The sequence below is a fragment of the Bullifex porci genome (genome assembly GCF_009695635.1).
GTDB lineage: Bacteria > Spirochaetota > Spirochaetia > Sphaerochaetales > Sphaerochaetaceae > Bullifex > Bullifex porci.
On the sequence record NZ_VUNN01000003.1, the window covers coordinates 123,659 to 139,426 of the forward strand.

Here is a 15,768-nt window from a genome sequence, read left to right on the forward strand (position 1 = left end):
ATGAACTTTATCCTCCCACATAAAGAAGCTGAAGAAATTCTAAGAGAAGATATAAAACAAATTAAAGAAACAGGCTTTTTTGACTTTAAGTCAAAGACGCCTGTGTACTCAACTAAAAAAGCACTAGAAGAAAAAGGTATAATGCTTGGACTCTTAATTGCAAGAACTAAAAGTGGTGAAAGAGTAGTTTTAAGAGCATTCTCTGGCGCATTAAATTCTAGCTATTTAGTAGAAGGATATACACCTCCATGCTTCTCTGTAAAAGCCTTTGAGGAGGTAGTTAGTGAGTTTGACAGTAAAATACATTGCTACACAGATCGAATTGAATTAGGAGAAAGTGATTTAATCCCAACTAGAAGACAGCTATCTAATGAGTGCTTAGAAAAAATAAAGGAGCTTTATACCTTCTATACTATAAATGGAAAGCTTAAGCTTAATGATATTAAAGAGTTAAACTACACAACAGGAATGGGAGACTGTGCCACAATTAAGCTTCTATCCTTTTGCTTTAAGAAGGGCTTTACTCCAATATCACTTGCTGAAATTTTCTTTGGAAAGGAGAGTGAGTCAAGAAAAGCAGATCAAATATACCCACCCTGTGATGAGAAATGTAAGCCTCTAATAAAATATCTATTTAATATTAACCTGCTTTATAGTGATGAGGATATTGCAATAATTAATAAGGCTGCGGGCTTATTAAGCACTCCAGGAAGGGGGGAAGATAAATATGATAGCGCATCTGTAAGAATTAAAGCTCTATTTCCTGATGCTCCAGAGCTTCCTTCTGTACACCGACTAGATATGGATACATCGGGTATTATGGTCTTTGCAAAAACTGAAAAAGCTAAAAGAAATATCTCTATGCAATTTGAAGAGCGTAAAACTAAGAAGGTTTATGAAGCGCTTTTAAGAGGTAGCTTAATGACTCAGAAGGGTACTATAAAGCTTCCTATTAGATTAGATATTAATAATAGGCCATATCAAATTGTTGATTTTGAAAAAGGAAAGGAAGCAATTACAGATTATGAAAGAGTAAAAATAGAAATCTTAAATGGAGAAAAGGTAAGTAGAGTATTATTCTTTCCGCACACTGGCAGGACACATCAAATAAGAGTTCATGCCGCTTCTGGCTTATTGCTTCCTATCGTTGGTGATAGATTATATGGAGAGAGAAAGGAAGGTGAGAGATTATGTCTTCACGCAAAATCTCTCTCCTTTATACACCCAACGACAGGAGAAAGAGTTACCTTTGAAGAGGAACCAGATTTCTAGCAAATATCATCATACATACTTCTTTTTGCTACTCTTTCCTTAACAAGATAGCTTCCATTTGCAATGACATATCTTATATCAGAGCCATCTCTGATTACTATGTCTGCATCCATTCCTACTTCAATTTTGCCCTTACTCTTAAAGCCCATTGCTTTAGCACTATTTTCTGTTACAGCCTTAAGTGCAAGAGTTTTATCTAGACCAGATGCTAAAAGCTTATCAAGATAGTTCTTGAGCTCTGCTATAGAGCCCGCACCCATACCTATAATTGCACTCTTATCATCATTCCATTTTGGGAATGAACCATTAGAATCTGTACTTAAGGTTACTCTATCAGGATATAGCTCTAATAGAGAAGCTGCTTTCTCATCTGCATCTGAATGGCAAGTAATATCAACGTTACCACCCTTCTCTAGCCAACGCTTAGCCATATCCATATGACCACCCATATGAGTTGGAAAGAGATGTCTAATAGGCATGTGAGTTCTATCAACTATTTCAAATAGCTGGCTGATTCCTAAATCAGAGGCTCCGACATGGAAATGTACTACTCCTGCTTTATTTGCAACTAAAGAAGCTATTCTTACTTCAGATGCAAGTCTAATAAGCTCCTCTGTTGTAGGGAATGAGCATCTATGGTCTGCTACAGCAACCTTTACTCCAATTATCTCATCGATAAAAGTAATATCATCCCCAACACTACCAGTAATTGTAATTGATGGTACCTGATATGACCCTGTTAGAGCCCATGCAGATAAGCCCCATTCCTTAAAGCCTTTAATCTTTGCAACTAATTCCTTAACACCTCTAGTGTACCCATCTGTACCTAGTAGACCTACTAGGGAGGTAACACCACTTTCAGCAATCTTTCTCTCCTGAAGTGGTGGAACACGAGAAAGCATTCCAGCCTCTCCACCTCCTCCAATTGCATGTACATGTGGATCTATTAACCCAGGATGGACCATCTCACCTTGAGCATCGATAATATCTATATCTAAAGCTCCAACGTCTATCTTATCCTTAATTGCTTCAATCTTAGTTCCTGCGACTAAGATATCCTTTATCCCCATCTCATATGGAGAATATAATCTTGCATTTTTTATTAAAATCATCATAGCTCCCTAAAGCTTAGCTTATTATCTGAAAATTCTGGGTAAACAAGCTTCAGCTTAAACTTATTTGAATATTCCTTAATTAAACGATAGCTAACTATTAAAGAGGATGGTGTATGGCTATCTGTATTCATTACTACAGGTGCCTCCTCTTTCTCAACAAGATACCAAAATTCATCCTTTGGATATTGATAAGAGCCACCTATCTTTGGCTTAAGCATTCCATTTCCATTAATTTCTAATGGGAGGTTACTTTTTTTAGCACACCTAATTATCTCTAGTGCTACCTCCATTGCTTCTTCCTTTCTTCCATTAAAGGCAGATAAAAATAAATCTGGATGAGCAACAAAGGAAAATAGCTTTGAATTAATAGCACCAAGTAAGGTATCTGCATATTGCTTTAAGCCATAGCTATCCATTGGATTAGTAAATATAGATGTATATCTTCCTTCCCGTGTTTTAATAAAGTGGGTTCCTGTAATAAGGTAATCAACACGGTTACTATCTAAAAGCTCTCTGTAGTAAGAAATATACTCAGGACTATAGTCACATTCATATCCTACTAAGACCTTAAGTGAGTCATGCTTAATATCCCTTTCTCTTGCATCCTTCTCATAGATAGTCATTTGAGAGTTATCCATTCTTGATGAGCTAAATCTTCTATCAGGAAGTGGGCAATGCTCTGAAAAGCCTAATAGCTCAATACCTTGTGAAAGTGCCGCAATACAATATTCTTCTAGCTTACCTGTTCCATGACCACAATACTCAGAGTGAGTGTGAAGGTTATAAGCTGTGTATGTTTTCATAAGTTTTTAAGTGTTCCTCGTAACTTAAAGAAGTATATAACTTGCCTTCTTCATCATGCAAGTAATAAAGTGCATCACTTTCAGCAGGAAATAACACAGCTAATAGAGCAGCTTCAGATGGACATCCAATACCAGATGGAGGAAGACCAGGCTTCCTTCTAGTATTATATGGAGTATCCTTATCAAAGATGCTTTGACCAATAGCATCACTCCAGTTATTAATCTCATAGCGGGTAGTTGCATCGATGCCAAGAGGCATTGCCATTCTATATCTATTTAATACAACTCTAGCAATAACCTTAAACTGATCCTTATTTTGAGTCTCTCTATTAATAATCGATGCAATTTTTACAATTTCATCAACACTTAAAAGACTTTCACTAACAGCATCTGGGTTATTTCTTAAAACATCTAAAAGAGCTTCATGCATTTGCTCAAGCAGGTCATAGCAATCAACAAATTGATATTCTCCTGCTAATAAATATCCCTCAATAAATGATAAGCCCTCTAAAGAAGCGAACTCTTCACTTGCTTTTATGAAATCACCTGCAGAAGCAAGGCTCCTATTTGATAGTGCTAAGTCAATATCATTTATCGTATAGCCAGGATAGACAATTAAGCTTTTTGATTCACTTTTTGTAGTAATTAGATTTGCAACATCTGCTTCATTAAAGGTGTCTAATATAGTGTAGATCCCAACTCTAATACTTCCAGTTAAATTATTTTCTTTTAAATATTTAAGAAATATATCCTTATCTAAAAAGGAAGGGAGCACAGAAGCAACCTGAGAGGCACTCATTCCAGATGTAACAATAAGCTCATTGCTATAATATTGATTAGTAATAGCTGTAGGCTCATTAATTAGTGAGGAAGCTGTCCTTGCACTTCTTTTCTTTACTAAAAGAACTATAATTAAAATTAAAAGTAATATAGAAGATAGCAAAATAAAGGTTAAAAGCGTATTACTTTTCTCCTTCTTCTTAGGAGGAATTTTTGTGAGATTTTCTTCTTCTGTAATAGCTACTGGAGTATTCTTTTTTACACTTTCCATTAAGGAAGTAATCTCAACTCTCGCTTCCTTCTTCTCTTCCTGCTTTACTTCATCCTTTTTCTTATTCTCAGAGCCATTTAAAATCGCAATACGCTCTTCAAGAGTATAATTCCCAAGATTAGGGTTATTCTTAGGAAGCTCCTGCTTTTCAAAGGTTAAATTACTACTCTTCTTAGCCTTAGTAGAGCTACTTTCAACTCTTTTTTTAGGGCTCTCACTCTTTACCTGTTTTTTAACACTCTCACTCTGAGGTGGCTTTTTAGTAGTACTTTTTTTTGTAGAACTTGCACTACTACTCTTCTTTGTAGCTGTTTTCTTTACATCCTTAGCTTTAGCTTCACTTGCTTCCTTTTTAGCTGGAGCACTTTTTGCAGGAACCTTAAATTTATTCTCACTCATTTGAGCTCTCCAACTTAGCTATCTTTAGTCTTAAAGCATTATTTTCATTTTCGATTTCTGCTATTTGGTCGTTAATTCTAGAAATCTCCTTTTTAAGAGATGCTATTTTTTTATCATTTTGATTAATCATAGCAGAATAATCATCCTGCAAAATCATTGCTCGACACTTTTTAATAAATACATGCTGAGAATCTATATAACGCTGAGTTTGAAGCATTTGAGTCATTAAATCTAAGCACTTATCGGTAGTATTAGCACAAATCCACTTAGACCCATTATCAAATAAAAATAGGCCATAGCTGATACATGCCTCCTCATAGCTACTTTCAGCATTTTTTAAATTTTCCTCTAGCTCCTCTACACCATCATCAGCGTGGATATTCATGAGGCTATCAACCTCATTTTGTCTACTCTTTAATCTTCGCTTTATTATCTCCTGCTTTTTAGAAAGCTTTTGGTAATCACTTATTAAGGCTTCACTACGCTCACTACGAATTGTTTTTAAAAGCTTATTCTTATCTAAGATATCAAAGATCCTAATAAAATCATTATCTTGATGCTTAATAAACCTTCTATAGCGAAGAGAAGCAATAAATGAGCCTTCACTACGCTTTTGACTTAATAGCTTAAAATTCTCTACATCATCCTTTAAAAGCTCAAATAGACGACTATCACAATCCTCTGCCTGCGCACGCTCAAAGGCAATTGCACCTAATACTCTCTTTATATCCTTTAGCTTTTTTTCATTTGTCTCTAAGCGCTTTTTTAAGTCACTTACCTTAAGCTTAGAGCTTTCAAGGTTATCAATTTCACTCTTTGAGTTATTTAGCGCATCAACTAAGGAGTTTTTCTCATTTAGAGCACTCTCTACTGCACCTTTTAAGCTTGGAGCAATAACAATATCTGAGCCCGTTCCATTCTTCATAACCTCATCACAAAGCTGAAAAGCAAAGGTCCTCAAATCATGGTATGAGGAGTCGATTCTTTTCTCTGCTGATGTAATTTCTGAAAGGATGTGCTGCATAATTTTTTTTGATTATACCCCATTATAAGGCTCAGCGGCAATTATTCTTAAATTGACAAAACATAGTCTAACAAAGTATGCTAAATAAGGCATTTTGCCCGGTATGATTGCATTTTTTATTTTTTTTGACAATCCGCTTCCTGATACAAACAAATTTAGCCACATAATTATGTAGGAGTTTTAAAATGGAAAAAGAGATGGAGTTGGATTTTGATACCCTTTCACAGAAGATAAAGGATATAGTTCAGGATATCAAAATCGACAGCAACCCGGAAGAGCTTGATGGCATCAAAAAGCTTATTAAGAAAAACGTACCTTTTACTTTAAGAGGATATTTCTCTGCTTATCTACTTAGAGAAATGCTAAAGAAAAATACTAGAAGGGAAAAGCCTGCTAGAAAAGAGATTAAAAAGAGTGCTCCAGTACAGGTAGAAGCTCCTGTAGCTGAGGAAAAGGCTGCACCAAAGCCAAGACAGGCAAGACCAATTCCAGAGGGTGCAAAGACTCTATATATCAATCTTGGTAAGATGGGTAGAATCTATGCTAAGGATCTTGTTGAATTAATCTGTGAGGATACAGGTATCACTAAGGATGATATCTATATGGTTAGAGTCCATGATAAGTATTCCTTTGTTTCTATGAGTGAAGAGAACTGTAATAAGGCTATCGATAAATTACTTGGAAAGGTAATTAAGGGTAGAACAATTCAAATTAATATCTCAAATAGAGAAAAAAAGGATGATAGTAAGAAGGTAGAGGAGCAATGATAATAACTCCTCTCTCCGTTGGTGCATTTCAAACTAATTGCTACATAGTTCAGGATGATAATTCTACATTCCTAATCGATGCTCCTGCACCAGGAGAGGTTATAATTAACAAGCTTAAGCAAAATAAGCTAATTCCTGATTTATTAATCTTAACACATGGTCACTTCGACCATGTGCTAGGGATTAAAGAGCTAAAGAAGGAATTTCCAAACCTTAAAATTGCAATATCAGCTCAAGATTCTAAATACTTATCTGATGATGGAGAGCGAATTACTAGAGATATTGCATTTTTTAATGAGGATTTATTTTACAATAAAATGGTTTCCTATCTTCCAGTTGATAAGGCAGATATCATCTTAAAGGAAGGGGATGTAATTAAGGGACTAACAGTAATAGAAACACCAGGTCATACACCAGGCTCTATTTGCTTACTTAGTGATAGTGAAAGAGTTCTCTTTTCTGGTGATACACTTTTTCAAAGTAGTATTGGAAGAACAGATTTTTATAATAGTAACTACTCTGATATGGTAAGCTCTCTTAATAAGCTTAAGTCTCTTGATGATGATATTATAGTTCTTCCAGGACATGGACCATCAACTAAGATTGGTTTTGAAAAAAAGAATAATCCTTATCTTTAAAAAAAAGATAACCTTGATTTACAACAAATAAATCAAGGTTACTTAAGTAATTAACGAGCTCTCTTTTCCTCAGCAGTCTTACAATCAATACATAGTACTGCAGAAGGCATAGCTCTTAATCGATCCTCAGGAATCTTTTTGCCACACTTTAGACAGATTCCGTAACGATTTTCACTGATACGCTTTAAAGCGTTCTCAATGGAAGTAAGCCTTTTTGCGTCCATAGCATTTAAAGCTTCCATTTTCTTAAATGCACCTTCATCACTAGCTAGGTCTACGCTGTCACCTCTTCCAGTTGTTGCTTCAGTCTTGAACTTGTCGTTATCACCCTGCATCTTAGCGATAAGCTCAGCCCTTTCCTTAAGCAATAATTCTTTCATCTCTTGAGTAAAATCACTAGCCATAAAACACCTCCGTAAGAGATAAACCTATTGTGAATATAACCTTTTTTTTCCAAAGTCAAGTTTTTTATTTTAAAGTGCAACAATTAAGCTTTAGCACAGAAAACTTAATAAATTTTTATTTTAAAATAAATTATTACGTTTATAATAGATTTTTTATAAAATCTTTTCTTTTTTATTTTATTTGATACCTAAAAAAATTTGTCACATATACACAGTTAATAGCTAAAAAATATCGTTGTTGACTAATACACTATGATAGTGTAAATTCTCATTGAAAGCAGATGGACCAGAAGCGTTTGCTTTTAACTTTAAGGAGCACATTATGAAGAGATTATTTTCTTCGGAGTCCGTTACTACAGGACATCCAGACAAGGTGTGCGACCAGATTTCAGATGCACTTCTGGACGCATTATTATCACAGGATCCAAACTCAAGAGCCGCTATTGAAACTACTGCATGTGTAGATTTTGTACATGTAATGGGTGAAATAACAACAAATTCTATTGTTGATTACGAAGCAATAGTTAGAGAAACAATTAAAAAAATTGGATATACAAAGGATGAATACCAATTTAGTGATAAAACTAAGGTTATCATAACACTTAATACTCAAAGCCCAGATATCGCACTTGGTGTTGATAAGGAAGGAGCTGGGGACCAGGGTATGATGTTTGGCTATGCATGTGATGAAACAGATGAGCTTCTTCCATTAGCATTTGTTTTAGCGCATAAGCTAACCTCTCGTTTAACAGAGGTCAGAGAAAAAGGCATTATTTCATATCTTAGACCAGATGGTAAGAGCCAGGTAACTGTCGAGTATGATGATAATGGTAATATCAAAAGAGTTGATACAGTAGTACTTTCTGCACAGCACGATGGTGATGTCGAGATAGAAAAGCTCAGAGAGGACCTACTTAAATATGTAATTAAGGAGGTAATTCCAGGTAATCTCCTCGATGATGATACTAAGTACTTTATTAACCCTACAGGACGCTTTGTCTTAGGAGGTCCTGCAGCCGACACAGGACTTACTGGTAGAAAGATTATTGCAGATACCTATGGTGGATATGCACATCATGGTGGTGGTGCTTTCTCAGGTAAGGATGCAACAAAGGTCGATAGAAGCGCAGCATATGCAGCAAGAAATATAGCTAAAACTATAGTTGCAGCAAAAAAAGCAAAGAAATGTGAAATTCAGCTTGCATATGCAATTGGTGTTAAGGAGCCTGTATCTATCTATATCAACACATATAACACATCAACTCTAAGAGATGAGGTGCTACTCTCTTGGATTAATAGACACTTTGACCTATCTCCAAGAGGTATTATCGATAGATATGAATTAAGAAAGCCTCAATACCTAATACTCTCAGAAACAGGACACTTTAGAAATCCTGCATCGAAGTGGGAAGTAATAGACCAGGAGGCCTTAAACGATTTAATTAACCTATAAATGGATTAAAATATCTTCCACCATTAATAAAATTTAGTGTTAAGGATATTGCCATTAAAAGACAAACAAATATGATAGCTGTGTAATCAGGAGCTCTAAATGGTCTTTCTGAGTACCAGCTTCTTTTTTTGTGCTTTCCAAAGCCTCTTAGCTCCATCGCATTAGCAATTACTTCAATTCTATCCATACTCGATATTATTAAAGGAAAGAGCATTGCTGATGCATTCTTTAATCTTTTAATAATATTTTGCTTCTTAGAGGCCATTTCAAGTCCTCTAGCCTGCTGACTTATCATGATGTCATGGAACTCTCTTTGAATATCAGGGATATAGCGTAGAGCTAATGAAACAGAGTATGCAACCTTATAATTGATACCTATTTTAGAAAGAGAGGATGCAAACTCACTAGGATCTGTTGTAGAGACAAAGAGTATTACTACAGGTATCGTTGCAAGGTACTTTAATACAACATTTAGATGATAAAATAGCTGCTCTGCAGTTAATGTCCACCTACCATAGCCTTCTAAAATTACAGTTCTGCTTCCATAGATAGTCACACCATGCTCTGGAGAGAATATATATATTAAAAGGTTATTTAATACCATGAATACAAATGTAAACCACAATAAAAACTTTACATCGCTAAACCTTATCTTTGATAGGCCAAAGAGTATAAATGCTAAAATAGGTAAAAGAGCTAAAAACCTTGTATCAAAGCTAGTCATAGCAGCAAGAGACCATAGGATTAAGACAATGAGCTTAGTTGCTCCAGACATTCTATGTATAACAGATTCTCTATTTATATAATTAAAAATACCGCTCATCTTCTCCTCCTCTTATCTTCCTGAATAAAGCGTCTTACAAACTCTGTCTCAGGAAGCTCACACATTATTGCAAGCTCAGAGAGTGAGGTCTTTTTCAAGCTAGCAGCTTTGCAGCTCTCTTCATCTGTTAAAATCTCTTCACAGGAGGTATCCTTGATCAAATGGCCATTAGTAAACACTATTGCACGATTAGTATACTCAATCATAAGGTGCATATCGTGAGTAATTAGTATTATAGTTACTCCTAGAGAATTAAGCTTCTTTAAGAACTCCATTATCTCTGTATAATGTCTTAAATCCTGCCCTGCTGTTGGCTCATCTAGGATAATAATTTCAGGATCCATAGATAGTATTGAAGCAATTGTTACTCTCTTTTTTTGTCCATAGGAGAGCGCACTTACAGGCCATGAGCGCATCTCATATAGCCCACATATTTTTAGAGTTTCATCTACCTTCTTTTTTATCTCATCCTCACTTAGCTTACCTTCTAAGGCTAATCCTAGAGAGACCTCATCTCTTATCATTGGCTTTGTAATCATCTGGTTTGGATTTTGCATTACATAGCCAATATGGTCAGCTCTCTCCTTAATAGAAAACTCTGCTAAGTCCTTATCCTCCAGTAAAAACCTACCCCTACTAGGCTTTTCAAAGCCACAGACAAGCTTCGAGAATGTTGATTTACCAGCACCATTTCTTCCAACAATACTAACCATCTCCCCCTTTCTTATTTTTAGTGAGACGTTACTTAAAGCTTCCTTTTTACCATCATAGGAAAAGCTTATATCCTGAGCTGTTAAAACAACATAACTATTTAATTCTTTCTTTTCAACTTCAACATTTTTATACCAAGCTCTAATTTTATCCTTATCCTCATCTGATAAAATTAAAGTATCGATACGACCAGGCTTCATATCTGGATTTATATTTACTCCTGCATACTTTAGAGCAGTTGAATAAAGAGGCTCTCTAATACCATTTTCAATTAGCAGGTTTGATGACAGAAGCTCATCTGGAGTCATATCTGCAATAATTCTTCCCTCGGACATTAAAATTACGCGGTCAACACTTTTATATAAAACATCCTCTAGCCTATGCTCTATTATTACTATTGCACTATCTGTTGTTTTATGTATTTGCTCAATTAGCTCTATAGTATTCTTTCCTGCTGCAGGATCAAGGTTAGCTAAAGGCTCATCAAATAAAAATAGAGAGACGTTATCAACCATTACACCCGCAAGTGATACTCTCTGCTTTTGTCCTCCAGAAAGCTCATGTGGTGCATGAGCTAAAAAGCTCTCGACACCTACCTTCTTAGCAGCCTCGAGTACCTTTTGCTTCATAACAGAAAGTGGAGTATTTTCGTTTTCAAGGGCAAAAGCGATGTCTTCCCCTACAGTCAAACCAATAAATTGACCGTCAGAGTCCTGAAGTACAGTTCCAGTAATCTTTGAAAGCGAAAATATTGTGTGCTCCTTATAGCTTTTATCTGCAATAAGTAGCTCCCCACTTGCATCCCCTGGATAGGAAGCAGGAATAAGGCCATTTAAACAGTGAGATAGTGTTGATTTTCCACACCCCGAAGGACCACAGATTAAAACCTTTTCACCCTTCTTTATTTTAAGGTTAATATTAAACAGTGTTGGTTCTGCTTGGGCATCATATTTAAAGGTAAAGTCCTTAAACTCTATTACATTCTCACTCATTTCGACCTCAATAAAAAAATGAGGGGAAATAATCCCCTCGTTGATAAATTAAGCTTCCTTCTTTAAGGAACCTGTCTTTGGCTTTGCTGCTGAGAAAGCAATTGCAAGAAGAGTTCCAACAATAGCTGTTGTAACGATATTTGAAATACCGCCTACTAAGCCCTGTGTAAATACCTTATTAGCTGGTTCAGCATAGATAAGTATATCGAGTACAGGAGCAACAACACCCCAAGCAATTAGATGAGCTACAACCTGAGTGATGTTGAAGACACAAATTTCCTTTTTGCCGAATGACTTTTCAATAGAAATTTTCTTAGTACCTAAGCCCATGATAAGACCTGCTACAGCAGATGCAATTACCCAGCTCCACCATACGCCCCAACCATATGAAAAGTCGATTAATGCGTGACCAATAAAAGCAATTAATGCTCCTGCAAGAGGTCCAAAGAGTGCAGCCATAAATGCCAAGAGACCATACTGTAATGAGATGTTAGTATTAGGTACTGGACTTGGGATTGCAACAAAGCGACCAAGAACGAAGAATAGTGCTGCGCCAATACCAATAGCAACAAACACTGTAATTGGTGATTTTTTATTCATATAATACTCCTTATTATAGGTGTTTTTTTATTTTTATCTTCCAGCCTTCACCGGTTTTAATGTGATAAACAGAGGCGAAATCACCTTGGTTTAAGGCAATTCCAACATTCAACAAGCTATTGATATACATTAATGGCTCACCCATACCAACCTCTGTAAAGTTCTTACAAAGTCTCAATGGATAACCAAAAACTATACACCCCTTATAGCTAATTTTAACATCTACTAAATCGCCATATCCAATACCTGCCTCTAAAACTAATGAGCGTGGAATATTACTCCATAGTGAGCCATAGCGAGTATCTAGGATATCGATATTACCTGTTATCTCACCATCCTTAAGTGCTGGTGGAACTAAATCAAGCTTAACAATGGAAGCTACATCAAGCGCAGGACCAACCTCCTCAAATGAGATTACACCTCCAGCTAAACGAGCTGCTGTATATGCATATACATCTCTTCCATGGAAGGTATAGCTTGACTCTGAGTCATGGAGACGATTAACAGCCTCCTCGATCTCTCTTACAGCTACAATTCCAATCTCTTGAGAAACGTGAGTTAAGGTACCATTGTCAGGAGTAACGATGTAGTGTCCACTCTTAGTAAGAGCTACTACACTCTTTCTATCTGAGCCAACACCTGGATCAACTACACAAACAAAGACTGTACCCTTTTTCCAATAGGTTAAGGCTTGAATTAATCTATAGCTTGCTTCCCAAATATTGAATTGCGGTATTTCATGTGTAAGGTCCTCAAGGCGCAGAGTTTCATCTACATCATCTGCAACTGCATGCATAGCGCTAACAGCACCATCAACAGTACCAAAATCAGAGAGAAATACAACACACTTTCGACATTGCTGATAATCCATTACTTACCTTCTTTTACAAACTTTTCAATTTCATTATAGAAGCCATCATATGTAGTATGAAGCGCTAAATTAGGATATTCCTTTAAGATATTCTCAGGAGCACGGAATAAGCACCCTGCATCGGCTATCTTAATCATATTAAGGTCATTGTAGCTATCACCTGCAGCAAAGGTTCTAAAGCCCATTGATCTTAGACCCTCTATTGCCTTTCTCTTTCCATCCTCCTGTCTCATCTTAATTCCAGAAAGCATTCCCTTCTCATCGATTTCAAGAGAGTTACAGAAGATAGTTGGCCAACCAAGCTGCTTCATTAAAGGGGAAGCAAACTCTGCAAATGTATCGGAAAGAATAATAACCTGAGTCATTGCTCTAAGCTTATCTAAAAATTCCTTTGCACCATCAAGAGGCTTAATTGTTGCAATAACATCCTGTATATCCTTAAGGGTCAATCCATGCTCTCTTAAAATCTCCATACGACCATTCATAAGTACATGGTAATCAGGGATATCACGAGTTGTGAGCTTTAACTTCTCAATTCCAGTTTTCTGAGCAAATGCAATCCAAATTTCAGGGACAAGCACACCTTCTAAATCAAGACAAACTACTTCCATGGCATAACCTCCAAAGCTATTTTCTCTACTATTAAACAGCTAAATGATATAAAAAACATTTTTCTTACTCAAGCAATAGGAATATCTGATAGCAAGAATCTTTCTCTTTTGATATCATCTTTTCATGCTTAATTATCTACTTTCCTTTATCACAGGTGCTGTTATATCTGTGATGGTCATATTTAACACGGAATTAGGTGCAGTAACCACTACAGAGATAAGTACTATGGTAAACCAAATAGTTGGTATTATTGCCCTAACCTTATTAATGTTTGTCTTTAGAAAAAATAAAGAGCTATGTCCAAAACGCGTAAAAAGTCATTGGTACATGTATTTTGGAGGTATCTTTGGTCTCTTTATCTTAACCTTTAACTTCTATACAGTAATTGAAATTGGTGCGACTCTTTCAATGGCTCTAGCTGTGTTTGGTCAAAGTGCTACTGGATTATTCTTTGACCTAACAGGGCTATTCGGAATGGAGAAAAAGCGTATTACTAAACAAAAATGGATATCATTAGCAGTCTCATTTTTAGGTATTTTACTAATGAGCTTACTCTCAGGAGGCTCCTTCAAGCCAGCATTTTTACTAATGGGCTTTGCTGCAGGTGCTTTAACAATGACTCAAATGATATATAACAGTACCTTCGCAAAGGCAAAGGGCCCTCTTTTCTCTGCAAGACAAAATGTAATTTCAGGGTTAGTAGGAATTGTTATTTTCTCATTTATTGTAAAACCACAAGAGAGTATCAATGCAATATCGATACTCCCTTCAATTCCATTTTACTTAATTGTAGGAGGAGGACTATTAGCTGTTTGGGTAGTTGCTTGTACCAATATAGTTATTCCTAAGATACCAGCAGTTTACTCTGCTCTACTACTATCTGCAGGACAGCTCCTAGCCTCCCTAATTTTAGATTATTTTATCTATTCAACCTTCTCATTTGCACTATTACTAGGTACAGTAGTAATGCTAATAGGAATGATTTTAAGCTTCCTATCTGATAAAAAAGCAATTAGCTAATTGAGAAATCGCTTTTCTGCTTTTCACTTAATGGCTTTGTTAGTGCAAGCTTTGCATTAACCATATTCTTTGAAGTACCAACAGCATAATATGCAGCAAGTACATCGCCATCAAGATAAAAGACTTCTCTTGAAGTAGGAGTTTCTACCACGTGTCTAACACAATTATCGTTGACACTTCCCATAGAGACAGCTTCAAGGGAAGCTATTTTTAATACAGCTGATGCTGGAGCATTCTTATATCTTTTATTTTCTGCTAAAACACATCTAGCCATATCAAGAGCTGCAGAAACCATACATGGTGTCTTTCCCTCAAATTCAGCGCAATCTCCAATTGCATAAATATCATCATCATTAGTCTTTAGTGTGTCATCAACAACTATTCCTCTATTTACATTAAGGCCACAATCCTTAGCTAGAGATATTTCTGGCTTTACACCAATAGAGGTAACGAGAATATCGCTATGAAGCTTTCTTCCATCAGCAAATGTAATTTCAAGACCATCCTTAACACTTACATCACCCGCGTTAGTAAGGACATCTATTCCAAGCTGAGCTAGCATCTGTGATAAAAGCTCACCTTCAGGCTGTAAAAACTGTCTTGATAATACCCATGAGGAACGATCAATTACACTTACTCTGAGCCCTGAAGCATCATGAATCTTTACTGCTGCCTCAAGTCCTAGTAATCCACCTCCAAGAACTGCAACAGATTTAGCGCTCTTAAGCATCTCCTGAAGTCTTCTGACATCACTTACACTTCTAATTGCAATTACCTTATCGCTATTAACTTTTAATGTATTTGCATTAGAACCAACTGCTAAAATAAGCTTATCATAGCTAACAACTGAGTTATCATCTAAAACAACCTGATGGTTCTCTCTATCGATTTTTACTGCAGCTTTATTAATAACTATTGAGCTATCTGGAGCAATGGCAATGTCCTTTAAGCTTTTATTCTCAAGTAGCTCTAAAATTCTTGCTCTATAGTATGGAGCATCACTTTCCTTAGAAATAATAGTAACGTTATGGCCTTCCTTAATTAACCTCTTAGAAGCAGTAGCAGCCGCAACAGAATATCCAATAATAACAATATTCATTCAAAACTCCTTAAAAGTAAGAATAATATATATAAGAAATAAAAAGCAAATAAATTAATATAAAAAGTCCTGCCACTTTTGCATATGGCAGGACAAAGTAATTATTTTAATTTT

16 protein-coding genes are annotated in these 15,768 nt (G+C 36.0%); 5 read left to right on the top strand and 11 right to left on the bottom strand.

The genetic code is table 11. The features are described from left to right. The gene (locus tag FYJ80_RS02800; RefSeq protein WP_154424603.1) at positions 1–1,272 is read left to right on the top strand and encodes an RluA family pseudouridine synthase; all 1,272 of its coding nucleotides are present in this window, start codon (positions 1–3) and stop codon (positions 1,270–1,272) included. On the opposite strand, the gene FYJ80_RS02805 is transcribed toward FYJ80_RS02800, so the two are convergent. Genes FYJ80_RS02805 through FYJ80_RS02820 form a run of 4 tightly spaced genes read right to left on the bottom strand, consistent with a single transcriptional unit; the run spans position 1,269 to position 5,664 of the window. After that, complete coding sequence (locus FYJ80_RS02805) at positions 1,269–2,384, bottom strand: amidohydrolase family protein (protein ID WP_206360933.1); 1,116 nt, start codon at positions 2,382–2,384, stop codon at positions 1,269–1,271. The two genes, FYJ80_RS02800 and FYJ80_RS02805, sit on opposite strands and share 4 nt — an antisense overlap. Beyond that, the gene (locus FYJ80_RS02810) at positions 2,384–3,190 is read right to left on the bottom strand and encodes a histidinol-phosphatase (protein ID WP_154424605.1); all 807 of its coding nucleotides are present in this window, start codon (positions 3,188–3,190) and stop codon (positions 2,384–2,386) included. Before FYJ80_RS02810 ends, FYJ80_RS02805 begins: the two co-directional genes overlap by 1 nt. Continuing rightward, positions 3,168–4,640 carry an endolytic transglycosylase MltG gene (mltG, locus tag FYJ80_RS02815; RefSeq protein ID WP_154424606.1) on the bottom strand — a complete coding sequence of 491 codons (1,473 nt, stop codon included), beginning with the start codon at positions 4,638–4,640 and terminating at the stop codon, positions 3,168–3,170. The genes FYJ80_RS02810 and mltG overlap by 23 nt, the downstream gene beginning before the upstream one ends. Beyond that, positions 4,633–5,664, bottom strand: coding sequence for a hypothetical protein (locus FYJ80_RS02820; protein WP_154424607.1), 1,032 nt, complete (start codon positions 5,662–5,664; stop codon positions 4,633–4,635). The genes mltG and FYJ80_RS02820 overlap by 8 nt, the downstream gene beginning before the upstream one ends. Positions 5,665–5,849: 185 nt before the next feature. Between FYJ80_RS02820 and FYJ80_RS02825 the strand changes: the two genes are divergently transcribed. Then, complete coding sequence (locus tag FYJ80_RS02825; protein WP_154424608.1) at positions 5,850–6,431, top strand: DbpA RNA binding domain-containing protein; 582 nt, start codon at positions 5,850–5,852, stop codon at positions 6,429–6,431. Beyond that, positions 6,428–7,069, top strand: coding sequence for an MBL fold metallo-hydrolase (locus tag FYJ80_RS02830; RefSeq protein WP_154424609.1), 642 nt, complete (start codon positions 6,428–6,430; stop codon positions 7,067–7,069). Before FYJ80_RS02825 ends, FYJ80_RS02830 begins: the two co-directional genes overlap by 4 nt. Before the next feature lie 50 nt (positions 7,070–7,119). Here FYJ80_RS02830 and FYJ80_RS02835 read toward each other — a convergent pair whose 3' ends face one another. Next, entirely contained in the window at positions 7,120–7,473 is a 354-nt protein-coding gene (locus FYJ80_RS02835; RefSeq protein ID WP_154424610.1) for a TraR/DksA family transcriptional regulator, read from the bottom strand. Positions 7,474–7,795: 322 nt separating this feature from the next. Between FYJ80_RS02835 and metK the strand changes: the two genes are divergently transcribed. Further along, on the top strand, positions 7,796–8,926 hold the full coding sequence (gene metK / locus FYJ80_RS02840) for a methionine adenosyltransferase (protein ID WP_154424611.1): 1,131 nt from the start codon (positions 7,796–7,798) through the stop codon (positions 8,924–8,926). Here metK and FYJ80_RS02845 read toward each other — a convergent pair. From FYJ80_RS02845 to thrH, 5 genes are read right to left on the bottom strand one after another with little or no spacing between them, the layout of a single operon-like run. Beyond that, positions 8,916–9,749 carry an energy-coupling factor transporter transmembrane component T family protein gene (locus tag FYJ80_RS02845; RefSeq protein WP_154424612.1) on the bottom strand — a complete coding sequence of 278 codons (834 nt, stop codon included), beginning with the start codon at positions 9,747–9,749 and terminating at the stop codon, positions 8,916–8,918. The two genes, metK and FYJ80_RS02845, sit on opposite strands and share 11 nt — an antisense overlap. Further along, a complete protein-coding gene (locus FYJ80_RS02850; protein WP_154424613.1) occupies positions 9,746–11,452 on the bottom strand; it encodes an ABC transporter ATP-binding protein in 1,707 nt (568 codons plus the stop codon). The genes FYJ80_RS02845 and FYJ80_RS02850 overlap by 4 nt, the downstream gene beginning before the upstream one ends. A 48-nt stretch (positions 11,453–11,500) precedes the next feature. Beyond that, entirely contained in the window at positions 11,501–12,052 is a 552-nt protein-coding gene (locus FYJ80_RS02855; RefSeq protein WP_154424614.1) for an ECF-type riboflavin transporter substrate-binding protein, read from the bottom strand. A gap of 13 nt (positions 12,053–12,065) precedes the next feature. Beyond that, positions 12,066–12,923, bottom strand: coding sequence for an SAM hydrolase/SAM-dependent halogenase family protein (locus FYJ80_RS02860; protein ID WP_154424615.1), 858 nt, complete (start codon positions 12,921–12,923; stop codon positions 12,066–12,068). Further along, entirely contained in the window at positions 12,923–13,534 is a 612-nt protein-coding gene (gene thrH, locus FYJ80_RS02865; RefSeq protein WP_154424616.1) for a bifunctional phosphoserine phosphatase/homoserine phosphotransferase ThrH, read from the bottom strand. Before thrH ends, FYJ80_RS02860 begins: the two co-directional genes overlap by 1 nt. 124 nt (positions 13,535–13,658) lie before the next feature. Between thrH and FYJ80_RS02870 the strand changes: the two genes are divergently transcribed. After that, entirely contained in the window at positions 13,659–14,555 is an 897-nt protein-coding gene (locus FYJ80_RS02870; RefSeq protein WP_154424617.1) for a DMT family transporter, read from the top strand. Here FYJ80_RS02870 and FYJ80_RS02875 read toward each other — a convergent pair. After that, the gene (locus tag FYJ80_RS02875) at positions 14,548–15,654 is read right to left on the bottom strand and encodes an NAD(P)/FAD-dependent oxidoreductase (protein WP_154424618.1); all 1,107 of its coding nucleotides are present in this window, start codon (positions 15,652–15,654) and stop codon (positions 14,548–14,550) included. The two genes, FYJ80_RS02870 and FYJ80_RS02875, sit on opposite strands and share 8 nt — an antisense overlap. Between the last annotated feature and the right edge of the window lie 114 nt (positions 15,655–15,768).